This window comes from Parabacteroides sp. 20_3 (genome assembly GCF_964238835.1).
In the GTDB taxonomy this organism is placed as follows: Bacteria; Bacteroidota; Bacteroidia; order Bacteroidales; family Tannerellaceae; genus Parabacteroides; species Parabacteroides distasonis.
Genome location: NZ_CAXSNO010000003.1, coordinates 54,796 through 81,591 on the forward strand (window position 1 = coordinate 54,796; position 26,796 = coordinate 81,591).

The following is a 26,796-nucleotide window of genomic DNA, read 5'->3' on the forward strand; positions in this document are numbered from 1 at the left end:
TAAATCAAAAATCACCTAAATAATTTTGGCTCTTAATCGGATAGCCTATGTCATCAATAACATGATCTTCTATCCATATCCATTCTCCATCCACATTTACCCATTCCCCTCCACGAATCTGAGATAACTCAAATTCTGTAAGTTTTTTAAATTTCAAATTTTCCATATTCTCTGTTCTTTGTTCATAATGTAAAGGAAGAGGTTTTCAAACAAATCATTTATAACGAAAACATAATATTTATATCATTATTTTCAAACTCTTTGGTTATATTTGCGTAATCAAATCAATTATAAGATGAAAAAATTCTATTATATAACACTAATAGCCATGACTGCAATTACCTGTATACAAATAGGTTACACAAATAACCTATATAATAATTATAAGAAAAAAGAAATAATCATGATAAATAATCATTTACTGATCGCTATTGACGAGGAGCTTCATCTACGAAAATTAGTTCCTAAATCAACTGATAAACGTCTTATAACATATAAAAGATTAGAAGACATGACTCCCCAAGAAAGGGATAGCCTATTAAAGATAACCAAACCAGGGGATACGATCAATATAGATCAAGCCAGAACACAGAATATAGGCACAAGTGTTGGAGAAATGATAGGGCAGCTACGTCAAGATATGGCCTTTAGCGAAGGAAATCCTTTAAACTTAGATACCCTTAACCATATCTTCTCTGATTCTATCCCCCCAAATTTAGCCTATCGTATCGTACAATATGATAAGGATACGTTAGCCATCGATTCTGTCGGGTATAGCGGAAAGAAATCGTGGAATTATGTCTCAGAGCTATTTCCAATAGGAACCAAGGGACATGTATTCTTACAGGTTAAAGCGGCCATTCCCTGGTTTGAATTTGTCTGGCATCAATTATGGGATTTGATCACCTCTTTATGTATCATGTTGGTTACTTTCATATGTTTGGCCATCCAATTGATAGAGATTAAACGGCAGAATGAGCTATTACGTAAGCGAAAAGCTACAATAAACGGTACCATCCACGACTTAAAGTCCCCACTAAATAGCGTGGTCACGATGTTAAGCTGGTTCAAGGCCACCGAGAATGATCCGCAAAAGAGAAAAATGATAGAGACCGGGCTTTCCAGCATAAAGCATCTGGTATATACGATCGAATCGCTGCTGGTAATCGCCCGGAAAGACGAGCACCGGATCGTTCTCAATAAAACGAGGGTGGATGTCCCGAAGCTAGTGGAGAAAAACAAACAGGAATTGGCATTTCTCTATCCGGAGAAATACGAACATATCCATATCATAAATCAATTGCCGGAGGGCTTCACCGTACCGGCCGACAAGATGTACATAGACAACGTCATACGGAACCTGCTGGAGAACGCCTTGAAATACTCGGACGAGGAGGTGGAAGTGACGGTGACAATGGAGACAAAGGAGCAGATACTCGCCGTTTCCGTGAAAGACAATGGCTGGGGAATCGCTCCTCAACACCAGAAAAAGTTGTTCACCCAATTCTACCAAGTTCCTCGCGACGAGGATAAACTCCGAAGAGGATATGGAATCGGCTTGGCGCAAGCCAAATATATTATAGAGGAGCATCAAGGGGAGATAAAGGTAAGCAGCGAGGAAAATAAAGGTAGCCTATTCACCTTTACGGTCCCACTTCAATAAATCAAGAAAAACAATCGATCATGGGAAAAATAAAAGTCTTATTCATCGATGATGATATAGCATTGGGAAATGTCGTTACGGTAGCATTGGATAGTCTTGGCTATGAGACTTATTACCAGACATCCCTTGTAGCCATCCGATCTGTCATTAAAGAATTATGTCCGGATATCCTCATACTGGATGTAGAGATCGGGCAAAAGAATGGTATCGAAGCTACACCCGAATTGAGGCTTATCTTACCGGATATACCCATCCTTTTCGTATCGTCGCATACCGAAAGCTCTTTTGTGACGCAGGCATTGGATGCCGGAGGGATCGCATATCTGAAGAAACCTTTCGAGATTGATGAGTTAGTGGCTTATATCAAGAGACATACAAATACCTCATCGCATGCTTCCTTCCTACAGATAGGACAGCTCACTCTCTATACGCAAGACTATATCCTGATGAAAGGAGAACAAATCGTAAAGAGGCTCACCCTATCCGAGGGTAAATTATTGACACTCCTTGCCAATCATCCGGATGAAACCATCAGCCGACAAGAAATGGAACAGGAACTCTGGGAGGATGGCTATACGAACGAACAGAGCTTGAATAACTTTATAGCGAAACTCCGCAAGTACCTGTCCGAAGACGATACCCTGGAACTAACCACTATACCCAAGGTAGGCTACAGGCTGGCAACAAAACATAAGCCCGGGATTTGAGCATAAGTTCCATAATCCTCGCTAGCCACTCATCGGATAATCGGGAGAAAACGCATCATACATTTTGTATGATACATTTTGTATGATACATTTTGTATGATATTTTCGTTATCTTTGTAAGCAAACAAAAGCGTATAAGATATGGCAACTTCTAAAGTAAATCCATTTCCTACAACAGGTTATATGGGGAGAGAATATTTTTGCGACCGGGAAGAGGAACTTTCATCCTTGAGAAAATTCGTGGAAAACGGAATGATATCTATGCGAGTCAGTCCATAAAGGAATTTACGGAAAGTTTGTCACAAGCCATTTTGCAGCAAATCCCGGAACAGAAAAGTATCGGGAAACGCTTTCTGGATCTACTGAAAGGTTTCCATCCGATCCTTTCTTACGATGCGCTAACAGGACAACCGGAAATCAGTTTTGAGTTTACCGAACAAAAAGGCGCCGAGAAAACCTTGGCGGCCATTTTCCAGTTTCTGGAAACCCAAGATCGAAGAATATTGATCGCTATCGACGAGTTTCAACAAATAGCCAACTACCCGGAAACCAATACGGAAGCATTATTACGCTCCTATATCCAGCAACTGAAGAATGTACGGTTTATTTTCAGCGGCAGCAACAAGCATATGATGAACGAACTGTTCAACAGTGCCAAACGCCCGTTCTTCTCCAGTACGCAAATGATGCCGCTAGCCGCCATTCCCAATAACTTTTACGCTACTTTCATCAAGAATAAATTTACAGAGTCAAATCGTGAGATTAGTGACGAAGCCATTCATTTTCTTCTCACGTGGACACGCACTCATACTTATTATACCCAAACATTATGTAATCATTTATATGCGTCTTTCTTAAAACGCATCCAAGAAGAAGATGTAAGAAACATTTGTAGCGACCTCTTGTCTTCCCAACAAGCTACCTATATCCAATACAGACGATTGCTAAGCCCGGTACAATGGCAATTGCTGATAGCCATCGCGAAAGAAGAGCGAGTGTTCCAGCCCCAGTCTAAAGCCTTTCTCGCCAAATACAAGATCGGCACACCCGCTAATTCCAAGCGGGCGCTAGAGGCTTTGTTGGACAAAGAGATGATCTTCAAGGAAGAGGATTTGCGAAATAGCTGGTATCAAGTGTATGACGTATTCTTGTCCCGATGGCTGCAACTGACGTTTTAATCATAGATTAAGCTAAACAACCGTTCCGGAGCGAACACCTCATTCGCCACGTCTAGGATTTGCTCGGCGGTCAGTTTCTCGATCTGGGCAAAAACCTCGGGGAGAGTATCGTAACGGTTGTAATGGAGGTAGCTTTTTCCTAAGCCAAGGAAAAGGCCCTCCCGGTTATCGCCCGACACACCCAGTTGACCGATTACCTGCTTCTTGGCGGCGGCTAATTGAGTGGCGGACAGTTTTACGTCACGTAAACGGGCTAATTCCTTATGCACCAAACGCATCGCTTTCTCACGGTTCTTCGGGTCTGTCCCGAAATAGATACTGGCTAGTCCGGTATCGGTATAAGAGGTTATATTGGATTCTACGTTATAGACCAAGCCATGCTTTTCCCGCAAGGAGACATTCAAGCGGTTATTCATGCCCGGACCACCCAAAATATTATTCAACAAAAATAAAGGAATGCGCTTTTTATCGTGCATACTGAAAGCCCGGCCACCGATCAGTACATGGGCTTGATGGGTATCTTTATGGATCTGGCGTACGCAAGCCTCGATGGGGTCCGGAGCTTTCCGGATCCGTTCAGCCATAGGGAAAGAGATATCGCTTAAAGCGGATTCCGCTGATTTCAAGATCTTCTTGAAGTCTTTTCGTCCCATCGAGAAGAACACCATATTCTCCGGGGCGTAGAAACGACGCATGAAAGAACGACCGGACTCGGAGTCAAAGCGAAGAAGAGATTCCTCATCCCCTAAGATATTATGCCCGAGGGCATGACCCTTATAAAGCAAGTTCTCAAACTCGTCGAATATAAGTTCCGAAGGACTATCCTCATACGAATTGATCTCATCCAAGATGACATCTACCTCCTTCTCGATCTCCTGTTTGGGGAATTGGGAATGGAAAACCAGATCGGTCAATAGCTCAAACGCCCGGCCGAAATCCTCCTCCATAAAAATGGAATAAACAAAGGTCTCTTCCTTCGTAGTATAGGCATTCAACTCCCCTCCTACGTTCTCCATACGGTTCAGGATATGCCACGCTTTCCGTTTCTCCGTACCTTTGAAGATCATGTGTTCAACGAAATGCGCCAAGCCAAACTCATCCTCGTTCTCATCCCGTGTACCGGCGTTCACGGCGAAACCGCAGTAAGAGACCGGGGAATTAACCGGGAGATGTACCATGCGAAGTCCATTCGGCAATGTATGAGCGATATAATCCATTTTCCTTCTTGTTTGTATCAGCCCGCAAAGGTACGAAAGACTTTCCGGAAAAACATGTACGTCTTTTTCAAAAAACATGTACGTGTTTCCGGAAAAAGACGTACGTGTTTTTTTCGATCTATTTGCCTCCTTGGAAAAAATACCTACATTTGTGTAAATTAAACAGATAAGGCTATGGGAAATATCGTCCGAAAATTACCGATAGGCATACAGAGTTTTGACAAACTACGTACAGAGAACTATTTGTATGTTGACAAGACCGAGTTCATTTATCAAATGGCATACCAAGGTGTCCCTTATTTCCTAAGCCGCCCCCGGCGATTCGGGAAAAGCTTGCTGCTATCGACATTCAAGGCTTATTTCGAGGGGAAGAAAGAATTGTTCCGGGGATTAGCCATAGAGAAACTAGAGACCGAGTGGAAAGAGCATCCGGTACTTCATTTCAGCCTCAACGCCGAGTTGTACGATAGCCGCAAGGCATTGGAGAATATGCTGGAACGCCAGTTGAGGGAATGGGAAAAAATATATGATACCGGAGGAGAGGGTATCACCTATTCCGGACGGTTCATGACCATCATACGAAGGGCGGCGGAGATAACCGGAAGGAAGGTGGTCGTACTGATCGACGAGTACGATAAGCCATTACTTAGGAACCTGCACAACGAAGAGCTACAGAACGAGTTCCGGGAATTATTGACCGCCTTCTATACGGTCCTCAAAGATGCCGATCCTTGGCTGCGCTTCGTATTCATAACCGGTGTCACCAAGTTCGCCCAGGTCGGTATTTTTAGCAACCTGAATCATTTGAACGACATCAGCCTAGCCCCGCAATACGCGGCCCTTTGTGGCATGACATTGCCCGAGATCGAGGCGACTTTCCAGCCGGAGCTTCATGCCTTGGCCGAGGCGAATAAGCTTTCATACGAAGGTACCATCGAGAAAATTACACGCCGGTACGACGGCTACCATTTTGATTTCCGCAGCGGTATCGCCCTTTATAACCCGTTTAGCGTATTGAACGTGTTGAGTAAACAGGTCTTTTACGACTATTGGTTTGCTTCCGGTACCCCGACATTCTTGGCGGAGATGTTACGGAAAACGAATTACGATATACGGGAGCTGGACGGGATCGAGGTGTCCGAGGTATCCCTTTCCGACGATCGGGCGAACATCAATAACCCGGTTCCCATGATTTATCAAAGTGGATATTTGACGATTAAAAGTTACGATGAACGTTTCCGGTTATATACGTTAGGATACCCGAATGAGGAAGTTAAATATGGATTTTTGAATTTTGTCGCCTCCATGTATGCGCATTTACCGGAAACCGAGACTCCTTTTTATATCGGGAAGTTCATCCAAGAGCTGGAGAACGGAAACGCCGAGGCTTTCCTCACCCGCCTAAAGGCTTTCTTCGCCGATATCCCTTACGAGTTGAACGACCGGACCGAGCGTCATTACCAAGTGGTCTTCTACATCGTATTCAAGCTACTAGGGCAATTCACCGAGGCCGAGGTACGTTCGGCCCAAGGACGTGCCGATGCCATCGTAAAAACTCCTCGCTACATCTACGTATTCGAGTTCAAGCTGAAAGGAACAGCGGAAGAAGCGATCCGGCAAATCGACGATCGAGGCGATCTGATTCCTTATACGGCCGACGAACGGGAAGTAGTCAAAGTGGGTGTCGCTTTCGACGCAGCCACTCGCAACTTAGGTGAATGGCTGATTGAAAAAACATTGTAATTCTATGAGAAACATGAAAATAATAACCTGTTTACTAACAATCACTTCCTTGGTTTTTACCGCTTGTGGAGGAGGAAGTAATGATATAGAGAAAGCGAAAAGCGTAGCGACCACGGAACATTTAAAGCGATACACCGAGGCCATCTCGCATGACTCCTGCCAAGGCCGTAAACCATTCTCGGAAGGGGCCGAACGAGCGGTGAACTATATCGCCCGCCAAATGAAGGAAGTCGGCCTGAAACCCATCAACGGAGATTCTTATCTCCAACAGGTTAATATCATATCCTCACGTACGCAATGCCCGAAGCCGATGGTCTTGAGTACCCCGGAAGGAAAGATCTCATTGGATTGGCTAGAGGGCTATACCGCTTTCTCCGCACGGATCGAGCCGGAGATCGATATAGACAACGCGGAACTGGTATTCGCCGGCTATGGGATCGTAGCCCCCGAGTATGGGAAAAATGATTTCGAGGGAATCGAGAACCCGCGGGATAAAGTAGCGGTCGTTATCGTAAATGACCCGGGACTCGGAAGCGACAACACGGATTATTTTAACGGTGATATCATGACCTATTACGGCCGTTGGATGTATAAATTCGAGGAGGGCGCCCGACAGGGATTAAAAGGAGTCTTGATCATCCATGAAGACCGGGGAGCAGGCTACCCTTGGTCGGTCGTACGAGCTTCCGCCCAATCTAAGATGTATGTGGACAGCGACAGCGATGCTTATCATTGCCCGCTAAACGGCTGGATCCAATTCAATGCCGCCAAGCAATTGCTAGCCGATAACGGCTACGACATTGACCAACTAATCGAGCAATCTAAATCGCCGGACTTCAAGCCCATCTCCTTGAAATCTACGGTAACCGTCTCGATGAGGAACACCTTCGACCGCCAGCAAAGCCCCAACGTAATCGGTTATATTCCCGGTAGCGGGAACACGGATGAGAGTGTTATTTATCTAGGCCATTGGGACCATCTAGGCTATGGAGCACCGATCAACGGCGACAGTATCATCAACGGCGCTACCGATAACGCCGTAGCCATCGCATGGATGCTCGAGATGGCACGTTGTTTCAATGCCTTGAAAGAGAAACCCCGCCGGAATATCGTCTTCCTCTCCCCTACTTGCGAGGAGACCGGATTCCTCGGTACGAAATACTATGTGGAGCACCCGTTGTTCCCGATCGATAAGATAGCCGCCGTAATCAATCTGGATGTCTTCCCGCTATGGGGCGAGAACAACGATGTCACGATCACCGGATACGGCAACTCCGAGCTGGATGATACTCTAGCCGAGCTAGCGAAGAAATACAACCGTTACATCATGCCCGACCCCGACGCTTATAACGGGATGTTCTACCGCTCCGACCATTTCCCTTTCGTACAAAAAGGCATCCCGGCCATGTTCGCCAAAGGTTGGAACGACAACCGCAAACAGGGTAAGGAGTGGGCCAAAGAGCATATCGCACGCTATTGGGCGGAAACGTACCACAAACCGACCGACCAGACCCACCCCGACACGGATGATTACAGTGGTCTGTTACAAGAAGTACAATTATTCTTCGACCTCGGTTATAAACTGGCGCAAGATACCGGATACCCGAAATGGAAACCGAAGTCAGAGTTCGCAAACGTCTTAAAAAGATAAATTGTCTGATATAGATGATGCCAATATCAGTAAATATAAATACTTTCGCGATCGTTATTCAGGCAGGAATGCCGTAAAACAATCAATCAACAATATGGTAAACGAAAATATCACCTCTTTATTGGAGCAGGAAGCGGAAGCGGTTCGCAACATACCCGTTACGCCCGGATATGAGGAAGCGGTATCGCTTATAGTGAAACATGTACACGACCTAGGTGGAAAACTGATCATGAGTGGAATGGGTAAAGCCGGGCAAATCGCCTTGAATATCGCTACCACCTTTAGCTCGACCGGTACACCTGCTTTTTTCTTACATCCCAGCGAGGCACAACACGGAGATCTGGGAATCGTATGCAAGAACGATATCATGTTATTGATCTCCAACTCAGGAAAGACACGTGAACTGGTGGAATTGGTAGATCTCACGAGGGGTTTGGTGCCAGACATGAAATTTATCGTTATCACCAGTAACCCGGATAGTCCTCTAGCCGCCGAGGCGAACGTATGCCTGTTGACCGGCGCTCCCAAGGAAGTTTGCCCGTTAGGCCTTACGCCGACTACCTCCACGACCGTTATGACGGTAATAGGCGATATCCTCGTGGTCGGAACCATGAAGCGTATCCATTTCACCAACAAGGATTACGCCAAGCGCCATCACGGGGGCTACTTAGGCTCCAAGAGCCGTGAGCTAAGCAAGAATGAATAACAAACCAGTATATAGTCATGAGAAAAGTCTTTGGTATAGGAGAAACCATCCTCGATATCATTTTCAGGAACGACCAGCCACAGAAGGCCGTTCCCGGTGGTTCCGTTTTCAACGGATTGATATCATTAGGTCGATTGAATGTCCCCGTATCCTTTATCAGCGAGCTGGGCAACGACCGGGTTGGCGACATGATTCGGGATTTCATGGAAGATAACCACATCACGACCGAGTTCGTAGACCGTTTCCCCGATGGGAAAAGTCCTATATCACTCGCTTTTCTGGACGATGATAAGAACGCTAATTATATCTTCTACAAGGATTACCCGGCGCAACGGCTGGAGGTGCCCCTGCCTAAGATCGAGAAAGACGATATTTTCGTGTTTGGCTCTTATTATTCCCTGAACCCGGTCTTGCGGACTCGTATGGTAGAATTTCTGCAATACGCCCAAGAACGGAAAGCGATCATCTATTACGATCCCAATTTTCGCAAGGCACACGCTCATGAGGCGATCCGCCTCATGCCTACCGTACTGGAAAATCTGGAATTCGCCGACATCGTCCGGGGCTCGGACGAGGACTTCCAGAACCTTTATGGCAAGAGCGACGCACAGGAGGTTTACAAAGAGCATATTCAGTTTTATTGTGATCGTTTCTTAACAACTCACGGGGCAAACGGAGTCAATCTCCACACCCGTAATTTCACACGACATTTCGATTCCCCGCAAATCCAGCCGCTTAGTACCATCGGCGCCGGCGACAATTTTAACGCGGGTATTATCTACGGACTTCTAAAGTATGACGTACGCCATGCCGACCTTCCCTCTCTGGATCAGGATACTTGGGGAAAAATCATCCGCTGCGGAATGGACCTCGCCTCCGAGGTTTGCCAAAGCTATGATAATTATATATCCAAGGAGTTCGCGGCGAAGTATGTTAGTCAGTCTTAAATATCATTAATGAAGAAGCGGGAAAAACTTGTTTTACTATCTTTGTAAGGAAAGCTTATTATAATAGAAGACAATGTTAGGAAAGATTCTCTCTCTATTCGCCAGTGTGATCCTGTTAGTGGGTTGTTCCTCTAACGCGCCCGACATACGAGCTATTTGCCTACGTGATGACATCGGAAATTACGTGATAAAATGGGAAACCGATCCGGTAATGGAGGGGATTGTCAAGATGACCGTGTCCGACAACCCGGATCTTTTCACCAACGAGTCCCCGATCATTTACGCCAACATCAAGGATGGCGTGGCTACTTACATCACGAACGATAATATATCACGTAAGTATTTCCGCCTTTCTTTTAATGATAAATACGCACGGATCATCGGGGCACGCTCGGCGGTTATGGATAGTGTACAGAATTTCCGGGATCTAGGCGGTTATACCTCTACAAACGGGAAGACGGTGAAATGGGGCAAGGTATTTCGCTCCGGCGAGTTAAGCAGCTTGAGCGAATGGGACTCCATCCGATTGGATAATCTAGGGATCAAGACCATCATCGACCTCCGTACGAACCAAGAAACCCTCACCGCCCCTATCAAATATACGAAAGCAAATATCCTGCAAATCCCCATCTCGGTCGGCAAGATCGCCGATGCCCCCCAACGTGTTATCGAGGGACGAATGCGGAAAGGAGACGCCGGGGTATATATGGAAGACGAGTACCTGCAATTCGTGACAGATAATACCGATCAGTTCGCCAAGGTACTGGAACAGTTCCAGAACGAGGATAATTACCCCATTCTCATCAGTTGTTCCTACGGAAAGGATCGTACCGGGTTTCTCACCGCCATGTTACTCGCCGCCTTGGATATTCCCCGGGACGCCATCATGGAAGACTACTTGACATCCAATCAATATATCGATACGAGTCATTTAGCTGATATCGTGAAACATCTCTCCACAGACGCCCAAGAAAGCATTACGGTCTTCCTTACGGCCAACGAGGGACTCATGGACTTGGTTTTTAACAAAATCAAGAAAGAGTATGGCTCTACCGAAAAATATTTATCCAAAGGATTACGTCTTACTGATAAGAAACGTGAAAGGCTAAAAGATATATTACTTTATTGATATGAATCCGAATTATTTACGTACCTTTGCGGCCACTGAATATTATCATATATACACAATCGCATTTTGAAAACATTTGAAGAATTAGGAGTTGCCGCACCGATATTAAAGGCAATTCAAGAGATGGGCTATGAATCGCCCATGCCCGTACAGGAAGAAGTGATTCCTTTCTTACTGGGAGAAGATAACGACGTAATCGCATTGGCACAAACAGGAACCGGTAAGACAGCCGCTTACGGCCTGCCGATCCTGCAAAAGATCAATGTATCTCAATATCAACCTCAAGCGCTTATCCTTTGTCCGACACGCGAGCTTTGCCTACAGATAGCGGACGATTTGAACGATTATTCTAAATACATCGATAACCTGAAGGTTCTCCCTGTATACGGAGGTTCCAGTATAGAGAGCCAGATCAAGGCACTGAAGAGAGGCGTACACGTGGTAGTGGCTACCCCGGGACGTTTGATCGACTTGATGAACCGCAAGACGGTTGATTTAAGCAACGTAAAGAACGTCATCCTCGACGAGGCGGACGAGATGTTGAACATGGGTTTCACCGACAGTATCAACGAGATCTTGGCGGCTATACCGGAAAACCGAAATATGCTGCTCTTCTCCGCTACCATGCCGAAAGAGATCGCTTCTATCACCAAGAAATACATGAAGGACCCGAAAGAGATCGTCATTGGCAGGAAGAACGAGGGAAACAAAAATATCCGCGATATCTATTACATGGTTCGTGCGCAGGATAAATATCTCGCGTTGAAACGTCTAGCCGATTATTACCCGAACATCTACGGTATCATCTTCTGCCGTACCCGTAAGGAGACACAGGAGATCGCCGATAAATTGATTCAAGACGGTTATAACGCCGACTCCTTGCACGGCGAGCTGAGCCAAGCGCAACGTGACTACGTGATGCAGAAGTTCCGTATCAAGAATATCCAGTTATTGGTCGCTACGGACGTAGCCGCACGTGGTTTGGACGTGGATGACTTAACCCATGTAATCAATTACGGTCTGCCGGATGAGGTAGAATCTTATACCCACCGCCGCGGACGTACGGGCCGTGCGGGAAAAACGGGTATCGCTATCTCTATCTGCCACGTAAGGGAAAAAGGCAAGATTCGCGAGATCGAACGGATCATCAACAAGAAATTCGACAGGGGCGAGATGCCTACCGGTGAGCAAATCTGTGAGAAGCAATTGTTCAACTTGGTAGACCAAATCGAGAAAGTGAAAGTGAACGAGGAGGAAATCGCCAGTTTGATGCCTTCTATCTACCGTAAATTGGAATGGCTGGATAAGGAAGATATCATCAAACGTGTCGTATCCTTGGAGTTCAACCGGATGATCGACTATTATAAAGATAACGATGATATCGAGGTTGTAGACGAGAACGCTCCCCGAGAGAGAGGTAAACGGGGTGGCAGAGGCGAAGCGGAAGAAGGTTACACCCGTTTCTTTATCAACTTCGGAAAGACAGACGAGCTTACGCCTCCTCAACTTATCGAGTTAGTCAACAAGTGCGTACCAGGCAAGGTTCGTATCGGTCGTATCGACTTACGTGATAATTTCTCATTCTTTGAGGTAGAAGAGGGAGAAGCCAACCGTGTCATGGACTCGATGAACGGCTTCGAGGTAGACGGACGACGTATCTCCGTGGAACCGGCGCAAGCGAAAGGCGAGGGAGGAAAAGGTGGACGTAGTCCTCGTGGAGGCAGTCGTGGAGGCAATGGCTTCCGAGACAGACGGGATAGCGGTAGAGGAGGCAGAGACAGCCGCCGGGAAAGTGACCGTGGAGACCGTGGCGGCAGACGTTCCAGCCGTAGTGACGACAAACCGAAGCGCAAATTCTATGAGGACACTCCTCGTAGCAGGAAGAAACGCAAGTAACATACAACTTATACATAATTTATCAAAGAAGCGTGGTTCGTTTATTACGGATCACGCTTCTTTTATTGTATATTTACAGCCGGAAAATCACAGTCAATCACAAATTCAAAGATAAGTCACATGAAGACACTGCTTAAACATCTTTCCTGCTTTTGCCTCTTCTTTATATTCGGAGCAAACTATGCCATAGCGCAAAACTACCAACATGATTTTGACCAAGTCGTAAAGAAGGTAGATGACCTCCTATGGTACGAGAAAGTGGGCGACATCGCCCATATCGACAAAGTCTACCTTTGCGGCCCCGCCCGCTGGAAAGAAACGAATCCTACCGGGATGAGCGCCGGAAACGAACTGAAATTCTGGACTTATATCTTCATCCCTAAAAGTGTGGATCCCGACAAGAAATATCCTTTGATCGTTCTCCCGCATAGTGGTGTACATGCGGATTTCAACACGTATTACGCCCATATCGTCCGGGAACTGATCGCCCAGGAATACATCGTGGTCTCCGCTGAATACCGGGGTAGCACGGGGTATGGCAAGGCTACTTACGATAATATCGATTACGGAGGATTGGAAAACGAGGATGTCTACGTTAGTCGTAATTATATGGTAGAGAATTTCGATATCGTAGATGCCAATCGTATCGGTATCATGGGATGGAGCCACGGGGGAATGATCACACTGATGAACCTCTTCACCTACCCCGGTAAATATAAATGCGGTTTCGCCGGAGTACCGGTAAGCGACGTGATCATGCGCATGGGATATTCCACCGATGATTATCGGAAAATCTTCTCCGACGAGGGCCATATTGGGAAGACTCCCCGGGAGGATATGGCGGAATACAAACGCCGCTCACCGGTCTGGCACGCGGAAAAACTACAAGATCCCCTGCTCATCCATACCAATACTAGCGACGATGACGTGAACGTAGTGGAAGTAGAGCATATGATACGCGCTCTCAAGGCCGAAGGAAAGAAGTTCGACTACAAAATATTCGACCGTGCTCCCGGTGCCCATAGCTTCGACCGGACCGACACGAAACAAGCTTCCGAGATACGACTCGGCATCTACCAGTTCCTCGCCAAGCATCTAAAACCCAATAAGCCATTCAAATCCGTAAAAGACGTACGAAAAGCGGCCTACAAATTTAATTGATACAAACATCTAAATAACACAAGAAAGATGAAGAAACTTTTTACCTATGTTCTTATGCTTTGCGCCAGCCTATCCGTTTCGGTAGCGCAACAAATCCAGTATCCGGAGCCGATCTTGAACCCGGAGAGTTGTACGAGTATCATGGTCGGCAAAAAAGCCTCGGCGGATGGCTCCGTGATGACTAGCCACACCTGCGATAGCAATTACCGCACTTGGATGGATATCGTACCTTCCGCCTCGTACGATCACGATACGACAACCACGGTCTATACCGGACGTATGCATACCGAATATGCCGAGGGAACCCGGGGGATGATTGCGAAAGGAACACTGCCCGAAGCGCGGTCTACGTATCAATTCCTCAACACGGCCTATCCTTGCCTGAACGAGAAGCAACTAGGCATCGGGGAAACAACAATCACCGGCCGGAAAGCCCTTGTCAACAAGAAAGGTATGTTCATGATCGAGGAACTTCAGCGAATCGTCTTACAACGTTGCACGACCGCCCGTGATGCCATCCGTGTGATGGGCGAGTTGATCGAGAAATACGGATATGGCGACTGGGGCGAGTGCCTTACGATAGCGGATCCAAAAGAGGTATGGCATTTCGAGGTCTTCGGCGAGGGTCCGGATAAGATCGGTGGCGTATGGGCGGCGATCCGTATCCCCGACGATCATGTAGGCGTATCGGCGAATATCCCGCGTATCTCTAAGGTCGATCCGAAAGATACGGACAATTGCATGGCTTCCGCCAACGTATTCGAGGTAGCCAAGCGCATGGGCTTCTGGGACGGAAAGAAACCGTTCCGCTTCTGGGAAGCATATGGAGGCGGAAATTATTCCGGTGAGATGAAATCCTTCAGTATCCGTGAGTTCTTTATATTGAATAAATTAGCGCCTTCCTTACGTTTATCGTATGACGCGGAAGAACTTCCCATCAGCGTAAAGCCGGACCGGCAAGTATCCGTAACGGATGTGATGGCTCTCCTCTCCGAAACGTACGAGGGTACGGAATACGATATGACCCAGAACTTGAAAGTAGCCGTAAAGAAAAAAGATAGTAACGAGACCGATACGGTTATCAGTCCGGTAGCCAATCCTTGGATGACTCGGGATATGGTGAACATGTTGAATGGGTTAAAACCGGACGCCGTAAAAAGCTACCGTTTGGTTGCCGTACCACAATGCTCCTACTCTACCGTGATCCAGTTACGTGACTGGTTACCCAATGCAGTAGGCGGCGTGGTTTGGATGGCCTATGATAATCCCGGACAAAGCCCCCGCATCCCCATCTTCTGTGGGACGAAAGATCTCCCGGCTTGCTTCAAGGTTTGCGGACAGCACCGTTACCGGGAAGATGCCGCCGTATGGGCTTTCCGTCGTGCCAATAAACTCGCTACCGTACGTTGGGGAGCGACTAAAGATCGTATGAAAGCATCTATCGCCCATTTTACGGAGAAAGGGCAGACAGAACTTCCTTTCGTAGAGAGCCGTTACAAAGAGATTCTTACCCAACAAGGTGAGGAGGCCGCAAAAGAATACCTAACCGGATATACCGCCGATTTCGCCGGAGCCACGATGCTACGCTGGAGAGAAATGGGAGACTCATTCTGGACCCAATTCGAAAGAGGCTTCTAATCACCACATCCGATAGTAGAGACGAGGCACACCCCGTCTCTACAATAATAATATAAACTTAAATTCATATACAATGAGAACATTCATTCTATCATGCGCCTTAGCGTTAGGTTCCTTGAGCACATTCGCTCAAGGCTACCAATTTACGGATGTAGTAAAGGTACCCGCCACGCCAGTCAAGAATCAAGCATCCACGGGAACCTGCTGGTGCTTCGCCACGACCTCTTTCATGGAGTCGGAATTACTCCGTATGGGAAAAGGGACGTACGATCTCTCTGAGATGTTTATCGTCCGCCAGAAATACATGAACCAGTTGCAGGATAATTATGTCCGCCAAGGCAGAGGTAATATCGGTCAAGGAAGTCTCTCCCACACCTTCATGAACGCTTTCAACCAAGTAGGTATCGTTCCGGAAGAGGTGTACTCGGGTATCAACTACGATTCCGACCGGCACAATCATGCCGAGATGGTAAAATACATCAAGGCGATCGCAACGACAGCCGTGGACATGAAGAAACGCAGCCCGGAATATTACAAACTAATCGATAACCTATTCGATACCTACCTAGGCAAGCTTCCGGAGAAATTCACTTATCAAGGCAAGGAATATACCCCGAAGACATTCGCCGCCTCCCTAGGGTTGAATATGGACGATTATATCGAGCTGACAAGCTTCACGCATCATCCGTATTACCAGAAATTCGAGGTAGAGGTTCCCGATAACTGGGAACATGCGCAAATGTATAACCTCCCGTTGGATGAGATGATGCAAGTCGCGGATTATGCTTTAAATAATGGTTACACGGTATGTTGGGATGGCGATGTGAGCGAGAAAGGCTTCTCTTTCAAGAATGGCGTGGCGATCAACCCGGAGGTAAAGAAGGTGGAAGATTACTCGACTACCGACCGTGCCCGCTTCGAGAAAATGGACGAGAAGGAACGTCTGGAGGAAGTCTACAAATTCGAGAAACCTTTCCCGGAAGTAAACGTCACCCCGCAGGTCCGTCAAGAAGGCTTCGAGGCATTCGTCACCACCGATGACCATTTGATGCACCTTACCGGCATCGCCAAGGATCAAAACGGCACGAAATATTATATCACGAAGAACTCTTGGGGAACCGAGCGTAATACTTTCGGCGGATACTTGAACATGTCCGATAGTTTTGTCCGTGCCAAGACGATCTATATCATGGTACATAAGGATGCGATACCAAAGGCAATCAAGTCTAAATTAGGCATTTAGAACTTTCCTATCGTATAGGATATTACAATGCCCATCGTAAGGTTGTTAGAATAGGCATTCAAAGCACCTTACAATGGGCATTATTAGCTCCTTAGAATGGGCATCTGCGGAAATCACGGATGCCCATCTCTTTTTTCTCTCATCGAACCAGCTTCAACTCCTCAATCAACCTTGGGCATTTACCCCATTTATCGATCATGAAAAGGACATAGCGGATATCTACGCCGATGCAACGTTGCAAATCCGGTTCAAAAGCGATATCACCACTCATCGCCTCCCAGTTACCGTCGAAAGCAAGTCCGATCAAACGGGCGTTTTTATCGAATACCGGGCTACCGGAATTACCACCAGTGATATCATTGTTCGAGAGGAAGCACAGCTGCAATTCCCCTTTTTCATTCGCGTAAGGTCCGAAATCACGGCTACGAACCAGATCCAGTATCTCCGGTTGTACCCAGAACTCATCGCTCGTCGGGTCCTCTTTCTCTAGGATACCTTTATCCGTTGAGTAATAATTGTACCATGCGGCATCATAAGGACGATACCCTCCGATAGAACCATAGCTTAAACGCATCGTGAAATTAGCGTCGGAAGACAAAGCTTTCTCCGGATACATCTCCTTCAAGCCAGCGAAATACAAACGTTCTCCCTTAGCGATATCATACTCCGCATCGCCCATCAACTGCTGTAACTGGAAGATAGACACCAATACGGACAAGCTCAGTTCCGCCGCCGGGTCTTTTCTCAATTTCTCATATTGCTTCGGATTTCTCAACATCTCGGCGATCTTGTCGTATGACAATAAGGAAGTCTTCTTAAATACATCCGCCGCATATTTCTCATAATTTCCTTTATACTTCTTATCAATGCTCGTATAAATATCCGGCAAGAACTCCGAAGATACACGTTCTTTCGCGATCTTAATCATCGCGGCCAATACCTTCTGATCCAAAGACGGTTCGTAATCCTTGAAGAACGGTTGGATACGATCCTCTAAAAAGACAGTAATCTCTTCCGGAGTAGCTCCGTTTATATCCACCGATTGCACCATACGAGCCAAACGAATAATCTCCGCTCCACTGGAAAACGCCTCATTCAAATAGGTCAACGCCTCCCTATACTTATTGGTCGAGGTATATCCTTTTTCCAACAAATTCAAGACCTCGCCATATTTAGCGCCCCGGGCTTGATCTTTCGCTACCCAATCAGCAAAAGCCGTCTCTTCCGCACGTTTACGTTCGATCACGTTTAGATTCGCCAATCCTTTATTCATACCGATCGAGTTCTTCCAATAATTGGAGCTTCCCGCATATTTGGAGGCATATTTGATACGTACGGCGTCGCTAGCCGACATAGCCTCTTTCCAGATGCCCTGCTTGATGCCACGCACCTCGATACGGGGCTTATTACTATTCTCGATACGCTGTTGTACGCCCCAAGAACACAAATAACGATCCGTGCTTCCCGGAAAACCGATTGTCATGGCATAATCCTTATCTTGATAACCTTGCATAGACACCTCAGCTACATATCTCGGGGTATAAGGCTTATTATTCGCATTGTATTCCGCCGGTTTATTATCTGCGTTGGCGTACACACGGAATACGGAAAAATCACCGGTATGGCGGGGCCACATCCAATTATCCGTATCCCCACCGAACTTACCGATAGAACTAGGCGGAGCGAAAACCATACGCACGTCACGATAAACATCGTATACCACTAAAAAATATTTGTTATTGCTATAGAAAGGAACGACATCAGCCGCTAGGAACTCATTATTTCCCACAGAGTCACAAATCACACGACCGATAGAATCGGCGGCGGATAAACGCTGGAACTCGTCCTCTATACCGGCGATCTGGCTGTTAATACGATCGCTCACGTCTACCGTCTCTTTCAAATAACGTACCGACAAACCCGGGACCGGCAACTCCTCTTGCTTGCTTTGGGATACAAAACCATCCTTCAAATAATCATGTTCCACGCTGCTCAATTGCTGGATAGAACCGAAACCACAATGGTGGTTCGTAAAGATCAAGCCCTCGTCCGAAACCGTAATACCCGTGCATCCGCCACCGAAGATTACCACGGCGTTCGCCACGCAAGGATCCGTCTCACTATACAACTGATCATAGGATGGGGTAAAACCCAACTCGGCCATTCTCGCCAAATTCTGCTTATTCAATTCCTTCAGCACCCACATGCCCTCATCGGCATATAACTGGCCGGAAGCGGCTAAAAGCAACAAAGCCGCCCACACTCTTTTCATCAACTTCATTCTTCTCTTATTAGTCTAAATTATTCGATTAGTAACTTAATGTTTTTTACCTCGACACGGGCCGACAACCATTCTGTAATCTTTTTACGCTCAACCTCTTTCACCTTCGTCTTACTCTTCAGATAAACCAGCATGACCGTATCCGGTTTCGCCGTCTCCGTATTCACGATATAGGTATGCGAGCAAGAAGCCTCTGCCACAAAGGGGAACAACACTTTCATTTCCGGGATCAACTCGGATGTCAGACGCCCATAACTCTGATATTTGTCAACCTGCCGTTTTAAAGAATCGATCTGGATGGTTTGCACACGCAACACTTCTTCGCTATTCTTATACAAATCCTGCATCAACAGGCTCTTCAGCTCGTTGATATCCGTCGCTTCCTGGCCAAAGCCCTGCTGTACGATCAAATGGACATTTTTCAATCCGTATTTTGGCATCTTGGCTTTTGCGTTCGCGATCATCTCGTCTGGTACGGTTTGTCCGATCAACACCACTTTTACCTCTTTCTTCTCGCTTGTATCCGTAATCACCTTACTCAATATTTGCGTATTCGGGAAACTCAGTTCTTCGGTGACAAACGTTCGTACCCTCTCATTAAAATAACTGCTACGGATTAAGTTATAACTCAAGAAAAGACTGGGTACGATCGTAAAGAATACGATAATACCGACATAGCGGGTCACGATCTTTTCCCGTTGTTTATCCAAGAATACTTTCTTCGGATACTTCAATAAACGTACCACCACATAAGTAGCCAAGCTAATAAATACCGTATTGATAAAATACAGATAGAAAGCGCCGAAAAAGTAATATAAATTACCACTCGCCAAACCGAATCCAGCCGTACAAAGCGGAGGCATCAACGCCGTGGCGATAGCCACACCCGGGATCACGTTTCCCTTGCTTTTCGTAGAGCTAGCGACAATTCCCGCCAGACCGCCAAAGAAAGCGATCAACACGTCGTATACCGTGGGCTGCGTACGGGCAAGCAACTCGCTTTGGGCCTCACTGATCGGTGATATAAGAAAATACAAGGTAGACGTTATTACGCTGAAGACCGTAGCCGTGGCAAAATTACGGAACGATCGCTTGATCAAGTCGAAATCGGAGATACCCAATCCCAAGCCGAATCCCATGATCGGTCCCATCAGCGGCGAGATCAACATCGCGCCAATAATCACGGCCGTAGAGTTGGTATTTAACCCAAGAGAAGCGACAAACGTAGCGAAAATAAGTACCCATAAGTTCGTCCCCTTAAACTCTATCCCCTTTTTAATGGATTCTATCGTCTCCAGCTCATCTTCCTTTTCCTGCCGGACATCAAAATTACGGACGAAAAAATCCATAATCTGTTTATGTAGCAATCCTTTTTCCATGCGGTATTAATCTTGTCCCATATTTATGCAAAGATATTCCAATTGTTTGTTTTTCTAACTATTTAATAGCTTTTTTATGGTGAGATTACGTATATTTGCATTTACAATACAACAACAAGAGATCCTATTTGTATGAAACGATATCTAATGCTTTTATGCTTATTGTTTACGTCCTTTGTCGTTTCATCTCAAACGACAACGCCAGACTCGCTTAAAAGCGCCTTGCAAAAAGCAACCTCCGAACGCTCTAGACTGGAAATCCTTACCAATTTAATGGATATCTCACGAAACGATGACATATTAGTAAACGCTAAACAACTCTATCAGGAGGCCTTAAAAGCGAATGACAATTACTATAAGGAAGCGGCGTTGACCGAGATTCTCCGATGTTATATCAACACGGACCAAACCGATAGCGCTAATACCTACATCGCCAAGGCCGAGCAGGAGCTAAAAGGAGAAGCCAGAGCCAGCCTCGTGTCGTTCATGAAAATGATCCAAGATACGCGCGTCATATTCTACACATCCGGTGAACCGAGAAAGAAAGTCCTCATGAATTGCCTATTCAAGCTGGAAGAACCTGATAAATTATCTCCCTACGAGAAAATAGCCTGCAATTATATACTTGGTATGGCTGTCAGCAACAGCATTATGGAAGAAAATATGCTTAAGGAGGACTTTAAGCAAGGAAGAGAATATTTCGACAATGTTCTGGCCGAGGCGGAAAAACTGCCCCTACGATATGCGTACAATTTCTTGCCTAACACCTATTTCATGCTATGCGCTTATGCGAGTAACCCTCAAGAACGAGGACAATATGCTACCCGTTACCTAAATACGATCTTAGGTTACTCTAACATCCCGGAGATGAGGAAACGTCCTTACGCAGTCAACAAACGTCAATTATTAAGCGCTTATTCAAACCTTGCCATTAGCGCCGAGGCTATTGGAAAGGATTTGGCGACCTCTTATTACCGTAAGTTCATGAATCTGCTGAAGGCTTATCCGGAATCAGCTAGCGCCGCCCCGGAGTATGAGCTCTACTACACCTCATCGAATTATTACCTAGGTATTAAGGACTATAAGAAATTCATTGAGTTCAGTGACTCTTTGATCAATTTCTCCAAACAGATACCGCTTTACAAGGAACATGTAATCGCCTATGTGTCCGCGAAAGCTGCCGCTTACGACAGCCTCCGGATGTACAAGGAAGCCTATGAGACATCCAAGGAATACGCTGTATTGCTAGACACCTTACGTATGCAAGAACTCAGGAAGAAAATGGAAAATCTGGAGATCGAGAAAGGGGCGAACGAGTTGGTGATCGAAAAGAGATCATTGGAATTGGAATTACAGAAAAGCAAGAAAGAGAATTACCTGTATATATCCTTATTGCTTCTAGCTTTATGCGCCGTGTTCTATATCTTTTTCCGGCTAGGCAAAATGAGATCCCTCTATCGGGCATTGCAGAAGTCTAACGAGCTGGTCTTGATAGCGAACCAGAAAGCACAAGAAAGCGAGGAGATGAAGACCGCCTTCATCCGGAATATGTCGCATGAGATACGGACTCCCTTAAACGCAATCAACGGTTTCTCGGAACTCATCACCAACGACGATATCTCCATGGACGAGAAACAGGCTTTCAGCCGTATTATCTATGAAAACTGTTACCACTTGACTTCCATGCTGAACAATCTCCTTGAGATCGCCCAGCTCGATAGCGGCAATGATTCCCTTCCTCTTGTTCCCACACGTATCCATGAGCTTTGTTTACATGAGATGCAACAGGTAAAGAAATATCAAGAGAAGCCGGAGATCAACTATGTGGTGGAAGGCGATAAGGAGAATGATATGATCTTGACCAACCGTGCTTATTTCAGTTTGATCATCTCGCATCTGCTGGCAAACGCGAATAAATTCACGGAGAAAGGAAGCATCACGCTTTCATACCATCTGGATAGCGGAGCCAATTTAGTGACCTTGTCGGTAACAGATACGGGTTGCGGCATCCCTCAAGACAAACAGGAATGGATATTCGAGCGTTTCACGAAGACCAATGATTTCATTCCCGGCTCTGGCCTGGGGCTTTACCTATGTCGCTTGATCGTTAACCGGCTAAACGGTAAGATAAAGACAGATCCGTCTTATACGAAAGGCTCACGCTTCGTTATCACAATGCCAATCGCCACGCCGTCCAAGCCCTCCGAACCTACCGATTAACGGAAGAAACGTCCTACGTACGGAAGTTCTCGTAAAGGTAAATCCCTTTTAACCATAAATGCGATGAATACGCCTAATAAGATCGTGCGGTATCCCAACCGGAGCCATTCAGACTGTATCGGCAGTGCCATGCCTGCCACGTATAACACCGTCGCCACTCCGAAATAAAGAAATGCGGATTTCAAGTCGTACTCGATCGGGAATTTCTTTTGTCCTACAAAATAGGATAAAAGCATCATCAATAAATTACAAAAGAACGATGCCCACGCACAAGCCATATAACCGTACGAGGGACCGAACAGCAAGATAATAGAGACCGTGGCCACACATCCGATCGTGGAGAAATAGGCGCCCCATCGTGTCTGGTCAATCAGCTTATACCATAAGGAGAGGTTGAAATAAATACCGAAGAACAACTCGCCCAGCATCACGATCGGCACCACCCGTAATCCGGGATAATAGGCCGGCCCGACAAAGTACTTCAAGATATCGATATAGAACATTACCCCGAGGAAGATAAACAAGGCGAATATGATGAAATATTTCATCGCTTCCGAGTAGGCTTTCTTATTATCATCGCTCTTGTTTTTAGCGAAAATAAACGGCTCATAGGCATACCGGAAAGCCTGCGTGAACATCACCATCACCACGGCGATCTTGAAGCATGCGCCGTATATACCCAATTGCTCGTTCGCGTACTCCTTATCATCAAACAAGAATGGAAACAGGATCTTATCTGCCGTCTGGTTAAAGATACCGGCAATACCTAGAATGAGGATCGGGAAGGAATAACGCAAGATTTGTTTCAATACCGTTCCGTCTACTTTCGCCCGTATGCCCGGCAAGATATCCGGGATCAAAAGCAATAAGGTTATCAGTGTCGTAAACACGTTCGCCACGAATACATAGCCTACCCCATAATCCGGACGATAGAACCAGCTTATCGCCTCCGGATAGTGCGAATGCAACCACGGACAAGTGATCAAGAAGAATATATTCAAGATAATATTCAAGAAAATACTCAGCAACTTAATCCCGGCGAAACGCCATGCTTTCCCCTTATACCGAAGATAAGCGAACGGAATGCAACAAAAAGCGTCTACCGCCACGATACCCGCCATCATCCCGATATACTCCGGATGGTCGCCATATCCCAAGCCGGCACTAATAGATGGTAACAAAGCGAAAACCGCTACGCTAAACAGCGCCGAACTTCCCAGCAAGCAATACAGCACGGAAGCATACACCCGCATCGGCTCTTGCTCCTCTTTCTTATTGATGAAACGGAAGAACCCCGTCTCCATGCCATAAGTAAGCAAGACCAGCAACAGGGCTGTCCAACCATATAAATTCGTCACGATCCCATAATCCCCTGTTCCGGCCAACACACGTGTGTACATCGGCACCAACATCCAATTCAGGAAACGCCCCACTATACTACTCAACCCATAAACCGCTGTCTCTTTAGCGAGCCGCTTCATTCCTCCTGCCATATCGTATCTGTCTAATCAAATAAAAAACCTTGTTCCCCCACCCGGCTACGTCCCAGATGGGTATAAGCTAAATCGGTGACCTCACGGCCACGGGGCGTGCGTTTGATAAAGCCCTCTTTGATCAAGAAAGGCTCGTACACTTCTTCTAGCGTTCCGGGGTCCTCGCCCAAAGCCGTGGCGATCGTCGTTAATCCGACCGGGCCTCCCTTGAATTTATCAATGATCGTCGTCAGCAACTTATTATCGATCTGATCCAAGCCATACCGGTCTATATTCAACGCCTCCAGAGAGAAGCAAGCGATCGCCTTATCGATATCTCCGTTCCCCTTCACTTGAGCGAAATCACGCACACGGCGCAATAAAGCGTTGGCGATACGAGGCGTACCCCGGCTACGGGAAGCGATCTCCCTTGCGGCGTTCAACTCACATTTTACATTCAAGATATTAGCACTACGGAGCACGATCTTCGTCAGCGTCTCCATATCATAATACTCCAAGTGCATATTGATACCGAAACGGGCACGCAGCGGACTAGTCAGCAAGCCGCTACGGGTCGTAGCGCCAATCAATGTAAACGGAGCCAAATCGATCTGTATCGAGCGGGCGCTCGGTCCTTTATCGATCACGATATCGATCCGGTAATCCTCCATAGCGGAATACAGGTATTCCTCCACGATCGGGCTCAACCGGTGAATCTCATCGATAAAAAGCACGTCGTTCTTCTCCAGCGAGGTCAATACCCCGGCCAGATCTCCCGGCTTATCCAGCACCGGCCCCGACGTGACCTTGAAACCAACCCCCAACTCGTTCGCTATAATATTCGACAACGTCGTCTTTCCCAACCCGGGAGGTCCATGCAAAAGCACATGATCCAGCGCCTCCTTACGCATGCGGGCAGCCATGACGAACACCTTCAGGTTCTCCACCACCTTCGCCTGCCCGCTGAAGTCACGGAGCGAAAGCGGCCGAAGCACGTTCTCGTACTCTCGCTCGTTTTCCGGCATCCGGGCATCCCTTATATCAAAATCATCTTCCATATTCACGTTCATTGTCTTGCAAAGATAATGTTAAACAACACATTCACGAAAATAGATGTATAAAATATTTTTCTGACAGTGAGAAAAGCATATGTTTGCTAAAGGGACACCTTTAAAAACATACTACCATGAAACTTATACTCACAATCTCTGCGATGATCCTGTTCCTGATAACGGGATGCGAAAGTGGCAAGCAACCGGCTAACGACTTTTTAACCGTGGATATCACGGCAAATTATCCGAAGAAGGAACTGATTCTTCAAGACTTTTTGGATGTGGAATACATCCCATTAGAAACGAATGAGGAGTTCATAACCTCAGCCAGCATGCAAGCCATCGGCAAAAATCTCATAATCCTTAGAAACAAGAACGGACAAGACGGAGATATATTTATCTTCGACCGGACCGGAAAAGGCCAGAGAAAAATCAACCGCAGCGGCCAAGGTAGCCAAGAATACACGAATATCGGGTCTATTGCCCTCGATGAGGAGAAAGGTGAGCTGTTTATCAACAACTACTACTCGAGCCAGTTTATCGTATACGATCTGTCCGGAAACTTTAAGCGAACTTTAAAGTACGATAAAGATTTTAATTTCAATAGCGGGAAGATATACAATTTCGATCAAGACAACTTAATCTGCTACGATGAGATTGGTAATTATAAAAATCTGAGAAAAAGCGCATTTTGGCTCCTGTCCAAACAAGACGGAAGCATTGTCAAGGAAATCGAACTCTCTTATGAGCATAAGATATCACCGTTTTTATCGAAAGGAGGTTGGGCCGCAGGACCTCGTAATACCGAATTAATTTCCCAAAATGGAAGTTGGGTCTTAGTAGAGCCATCTACAGATACGATTTATAGTTATTCGCAAGATCACTCTATCAAACCCTTTATCGTAAGGACTCCACCTATCCGCTCGATGGCCCCGGAAGTATTTCTTTATCCAAGTATTCTTACCGACCGGTATTATTTCATGCAAACAACAAAGAAACAATGGGATTTTGAGAAAGAAACCGGATTCCCCAGAACCGACTTGGTATATGATAAACAAGAGGACGCTATCTTTGAGTGTGTCGTATATAATAACGATTTCGTAGATCAGACACCCGTTGATATGTGGTACGAACACGGAATACTAAAGATCATCAATAACGATGGGATCGCTTTCATAAAGAAACTAGAAGCCAATGAGTTGGTGGAAGCCTACGGGAAAGGTAAGCTGAAAGGCCGCTTGAATGAGATCGCAGCGGGATTGAATGAGGAATCCAACCCCGTGATTATGGTGGCTAAGTATAAGGAATAAAAACTTCTTACTTATTGTCTATTTTTCCAGACTTGTTTTTTATTCGTACATGTTTTTCGGAAAACACGTACGTGAATTCCCAAAAACACGTACGTGAATCCGTGAAAACATGTACGTGTTTTTACGGAAATCCGACAAGCACATTTATCCATCTTACTATCAGTGAGTTATAAATCGACTTCATAGTAAGATATTATTGTTGA

At 46.1% G+C, this 26,796-nt stretch carries 20 protein-coding genes; 14 read left to right on the plus strand and 6 right to left on the minus strand.

Annotation, left to right across the window (positions count from 1 at the left end):
• Positions 1-4: 4 nt before the first annotated feature.
• On the minus strand, positions 5-166 hold the full coding sequence (locus ACESPU_RS07205; protein ID WP_008778879.1) for a bacteriocin: 162 nt from the start codon (positions 164-166) through the stop codon (positions 5-7).
• A gap of 237 nt (positions 167-403) precedes the next feature.
• Between ACESPU_RS07205 and ACESPU_RS07210 the strand changes: the two genes are divergently transcribed.
• From ACESPU_RS07210 to ACESPU_RS07220, 3 genes are all read left to right on the plus strand, one after another.
• Positions 404-1,663 carry a sensor histidine kinase KdpD gene (locus tag ACESPU_RS07210; protein ID WP_227154312.1) on the plus strand — a complete coding sequence of 420 codons (1,260 nt, stop codon included), beginning with the start codon at positions 404-406 and terminating at the stop codon, positions 1,661-1,663.
• 20 nt (positions 1,664-1,683) lie between these two features.
• Positions 1,684-2,370, plus strand: a complete 687-nt coding sequence (locus ACESPU_RS07215; RefSeq protein ID WP_122144404.1) for a response regulator transcription factor — start codon at positions 1,684-1,686, stop codon at positions 2,368-2,370.
• Between the two features lie 200 nt (positions 2,371-2,570).
• The gene (locus tag ACESPU_RS07220) at positions 2,571-3,548 is read left to right on the plus strand and encodes an ATP-binding protein (RefSeq protein ID WP_122144405.1); all 978 of its coding nucleotides are present in this window, start codon (positions 2,571-2,573) and stop codon (positions 3,546-3,548) included.
• On the opposite strand, the gene ACESPU_RS07225 is transcribed toward ACESPU_RS07220, so the two are convergent.
• Complete coding sequence (locus ACESPU_RS07225; RefSeq protein ID WP_057327054.1) at positions 3,545-4,765, minus strand: pitrilysin family protein; 1,221 nt, start codon at positions 4,763-4,765, stop codon at positions 3,545-3,547. The genes ACESPU_RS07220 and ACESPU_RS07225 overlap by 4 nt on opposite strands.
• A 174-nt stretch (positions 4,766-4,939) precedes the next feature.
• Here ACESPU_RS07225 and ACESPU_RS07230 point away from each other — a divergent pair, with 174 nt between their 5' ends.
• The 9 genes from ACESPU_RS07230 (at position 4,940) to ACESPU_RS07270 (ending at position 16,879) form a co-directional block, all read left to right on the plus strand.
• Complete coding sequence (locus tag ACESPU_RS07230) at positions 4,940-6,508, plus strand: ATP-binding protein (RefSeq protein ID WP_373133229.1); 1,569 nt, start codon at positions 4,940-4,942, stop codon at positions 6,506-6,508.
• 4 nt (positions 6,509-6,512) lie between these two features.
• Positions 6,513-8,159, plus strand: coding sequence for a M20/M25/M40 family metallo-hydrolase (locus tag ACESPU_RS07235; RefSeq protein WP_373133230.1), 1,647 nt, complete (start codon positions 6,513-6,515; stop codon positions 8,157-8,159).
• Positions 8,160-8,253: 94 nt separating this feature from the next.
• On the plus strand, positions 8,254-8,865 hold the full coding sequence (locus ACESPU_RS07240; protein WP_005860581.1) for an SIS domain-containing protein: 612 nt from the start codon (positions 8,254-8,256) through the stop codon (positions 8,863-8,865).
• A 17-nt stretch (positions 8,866-8,882) separates the two neighbouring features.
• A complete protein-coding gene (locus ACESPU_RS07245; RefSeq protein WP_005860579.1) occupies positions 8,883-9,812 on the plus strand; it encodes a carbohydrate kinase in 930 nt (309 codons plus the stop codon).
• Between the two features lie 73 nt (positions 9,813-9,885).
• Entirely contained in the window at positions 9,886-10,941 is a 1,056-nt protein-coding gene (locus ACESPU_RS07250) for a tyrosine-protein phosphatase (protein WP_008773268.1), read from the plus strand.
• Positions 10,942-11,064: 123 nt separating this feature from the next.
• Positions 11,065-12,837, plus strand: a complete 1,773-nt coding sequence (locus ACESPU_RS07255; protein ID WP_122379030.1) for a DEAD/DEAH box helicase — start codon at positions 11,065-11,067, stop codon at positions 12,835-12,837.
• Positions 12,838-12,957: 120 nt separating this feature from the next.
• A complete protein-coding gene (locus tag ACESPU_RS07260; RefSeq protein ID WP_048926900.1) occupies positions 12,958-13,998 on the plus strand; it encodes a S9 family peptidase in 1,041 nt (346 codons plus the stop codon).
• A 27-nt stretch (positions 13,999-14,025) separates the two neighbouring features.
• Complete coding sequence (locus ACESPU_RS07265; protein WP_005863888.1) at positions 14,026-15,636, plus strand: dipeptidase; 1,611 nt, start codon at positions 14,026-14,028, stop codon at positions 15,634-15,636.
• A 73-nt stretch (positions 15,637-15,709) separates the two neighbouring features.
• The gene (locus ACESPU_RS07270) at positions 15,710-16,879 is read left to right on the plus strand and encodes an aminopeptidase C (RefSeq protein ID WP_005863886.1); all 1,170 of its coding nucleotides are present in this window, start codon (positions 15,710-15,712) and stop codon (positions 16,877-16,879) included.
• A gap of 139 nt (positions 16,880-17,018) precedes the next feature.
• On the opposite strand, the gene ACESPU_RS07275 is transcribed toward ACESPU_RS07270, so the two are convergent.
• Positions 17,019-19,151: a S46 family peptidase gene (locus tag ACESPU_RS07275; protein ID WP_373133294.1), complete on the minus strand. Its 2,133-nt coding sequence runs from the start codon at positions 19,149-19,151 to the stop codon at positions 17,019-17,021.
• A gap of 29 nt (positions 19,152-19,180) precedes the next feature.
• Positions 19,181-20,539: a TIGR00341 family protein gene (locus tag ACESPU_RS07280; RefSeq protein WP_373133231.1), complete on the minus strand. Its 1,359-nt coding sequence runs from the start codon at positions 20,537-20,539 to the stop codon at positions 19,181-19,183.
• A 132-nt stretch (positions 20,540-20,671) separates the two neighbouring features.
• On the opposite strand from ACESPU_RS07280, the gene ACESPU_RS07285 reads away from it, so the two are divergent.
• A complete protein-coding gene (locus ACESPU_RS07285; RefSeq protein WP_217935068.1) occupies positions 20,672-22,759 on the plus strand; it encodes a sensor histidine kinase KdpD in 2,088 nt (695 codons plus the stop codon).
• Here ACESPU_RS07285 and ACESPU_RS07290 read toward each other — a convergent pair.
• Together ACESPU_RS07290 and ruvB are read right to left on the minus strand one after the other, a co-directional pair.
• Positions 22,756-24,252: a lipopolysaccharide biosynthesis protein gene (locus ACESPU_RS07290; RefSeq protein ID WP_287564794.1), complete on the minus strand. Its 1,497-nt coding sequence runs from the start codon at positions 24,250-24,252 to the stop codon at positions 22,756-22,758. The genes ACESPU_RS07285 and ACESPU_RS07290 overlap by 4 nt on opposite strands.
• A gap of 11 nt (positions 24,253-24,263) precedes the next feature.
• Positions 24,264-25,289 (minus strand): Holliday junction branch migration DNA helicase RuvB, encoded by a 1,026-nt coding sequence (gene ruvB, locus ACESPU_RS07295; protein ID WP_011967062.1) that lies wholly within the window; start codon positions 25,287-25,289, stop codon positions 24,264-24,266.
• Between the two features lie 128 nt (positions 25,290-25,417).
• On the opposite strand from ruvB, the gene ACESPU_RS07300 reads away from it, so the two are divergent.
• Positions 25,418-26,593, plus strand: a complete 1,176-nt coding sequence (locus ACESPU_RS07300) for a 6-bladed beta-propeller (RefSeq protein ID WP_373133232.1) — start codon at positions 25,418-25,420, stop codon at positions 26,591-26,593.
• Positions 26,594-26,796 lie beyond the last annotated feature (203 nt).

What these genes read in the sequence shown, in the direction of transcription:
- ruvB (WP_011967062.1), bottom strand. Translation starts at nt 25,289, where the DNA reads ATGGAAGATGATTTTGATATAAGGGATGCCCGGATGCCGGAAAACGAG.
- ACESPU_RS07210 (WP_227154312.1), top strand. Translation starts at nt 404, where the DNA reads ATGATAAATAATCATTTACTGATCGCTATTGACGAGGAGCTTCATCTA.
- ACESPU_RS07280 (WP_373133231.1), bottom strand. Translation starts at nt 20,539, where the DNA reads ATGGAAAAAGGATTGCTACATAAACAGATTATGGATTTTTTCGTCCGT.
- ACESPU_RS07290 (WP_287564794.1), bottom strand. Translation starts at nt 24,252, where the DNA reads ATGGCAGGAGGAATGAAGCGGCTCGCTAAAGAGACAGCGGTTTATGGG.
- ACESPU_RS07300 (WP_373133232.1), top strand. Translation starts at nt 25,418, where the DNA reads ATGAAACTTATACTCACAATCTCTGCGATGATCCTGTTCCTGATAACG.
- ACESPU_RS07270 (WP_005863886.1), top strand. Translation starts at nt 15,710, where the DNA reads ATGAGAACATTCATTCTATCATGCGCCTTAGCGTTAGGTTCCTTGAGC.
- ACESPU_RS07275 (WP_373133294.1), bottom strand. Translation starts at nt 19,151, where the DNA reads ATGAAAAGAGTGTGGGCGGCTTTGTTGCTTTTAGCCGCTTCCGGCCAG.
- ACESPU_RS07245 (WP_005860579.1), top strand. Translation starts at nt 8,883, where the DNA reads ATGAGAAAAGTCTTTGGTATAGGAGAAACCATCCTCGATATCATTTTC.
- ACESPU_RS07215 (WP_122144404.1), top strand. Translation starts at nt 1,684, where the DNA reads ATGGGAAAAATAAAAGTCTTATTCATCGATGATGATATAGCATTGGGA.
- ACESPU_RS07265 (WP_005863888.1), top strand. Translation starts at nt 14,026, where the DNA reads ATGAAGAAACTTTTTACCTATGTTCTTATGCTTTGCGCCAGCCTATCC.
- ACESPU_RS07255 (WP_122379030.1), top strand. Translation starts at nt 11,065, where the DNA reads ATGGGCTATGAATCGCCCATGCCCGTACAGGAAGAAGTGATTCCTTTC.
- ACESPU_RS07250 (WP_008773268.1), top strand. Translation starts at nt 9,886, where the DNA reads ATGTTAGGAAAGATTCTCTCTCTATTCGCCAGTGTGATCCTGTTAGTG.
- ACESPU_RS07230 (WP_373133229.1), top strand. Translation starts at nt 4,940, where the DNA reads ATGGGAAATATCGTCCGAAAATTACCGATAGGCATACAGAGTTTTGAC.
- ACESPU_RS07260 (WP_048926900.1), top strand. Translation starts at nt 12,958, where the DNA reads ATGAAGACACTGCTTAAACATCTTTCCTGCTTTTGCCTCTTCTTTATA.
- ACESPU_RS07240 (WP_005860581.1), top strand. Translation starts at nt 8,254, where the DNA reads ATGGTAAACGAAAATATCACCTCTTTATTGGAGCAGGAAGCGGAAGCG.
- ACESPU_RS07235 (WP_373133230.1), top strand. Translation starts at nt 6,513, where the DNA reads ATGAGAAACATGAAAATAATAACCTGTTTACTAACAATCACTTCCTTG.
- ACESPU_RS07225 (WP_057327054.1), bottom strand. Translation starts at nt 4,765, where the DNA reads ATGGATTATATCGCTCATACATTGCCGAATGGACTTCGCATGGTACAT.
- ACESPU_RS07205 (WP_008778879.1), bottom strand. Translation starts at nt 166, where the DNA reads ATGGAAAATTTGAAATTTAAAAAACTTACAGAATTTGAGTTATCTCAG.
- ACESPU_RS07285 (WP_217935068.1), top strand. Translation starts at nt 20,672, where the DNA reads ATGAAACGATATCTAATGCTTTTATGCTTATTGTTTACGTCCTTTGTC.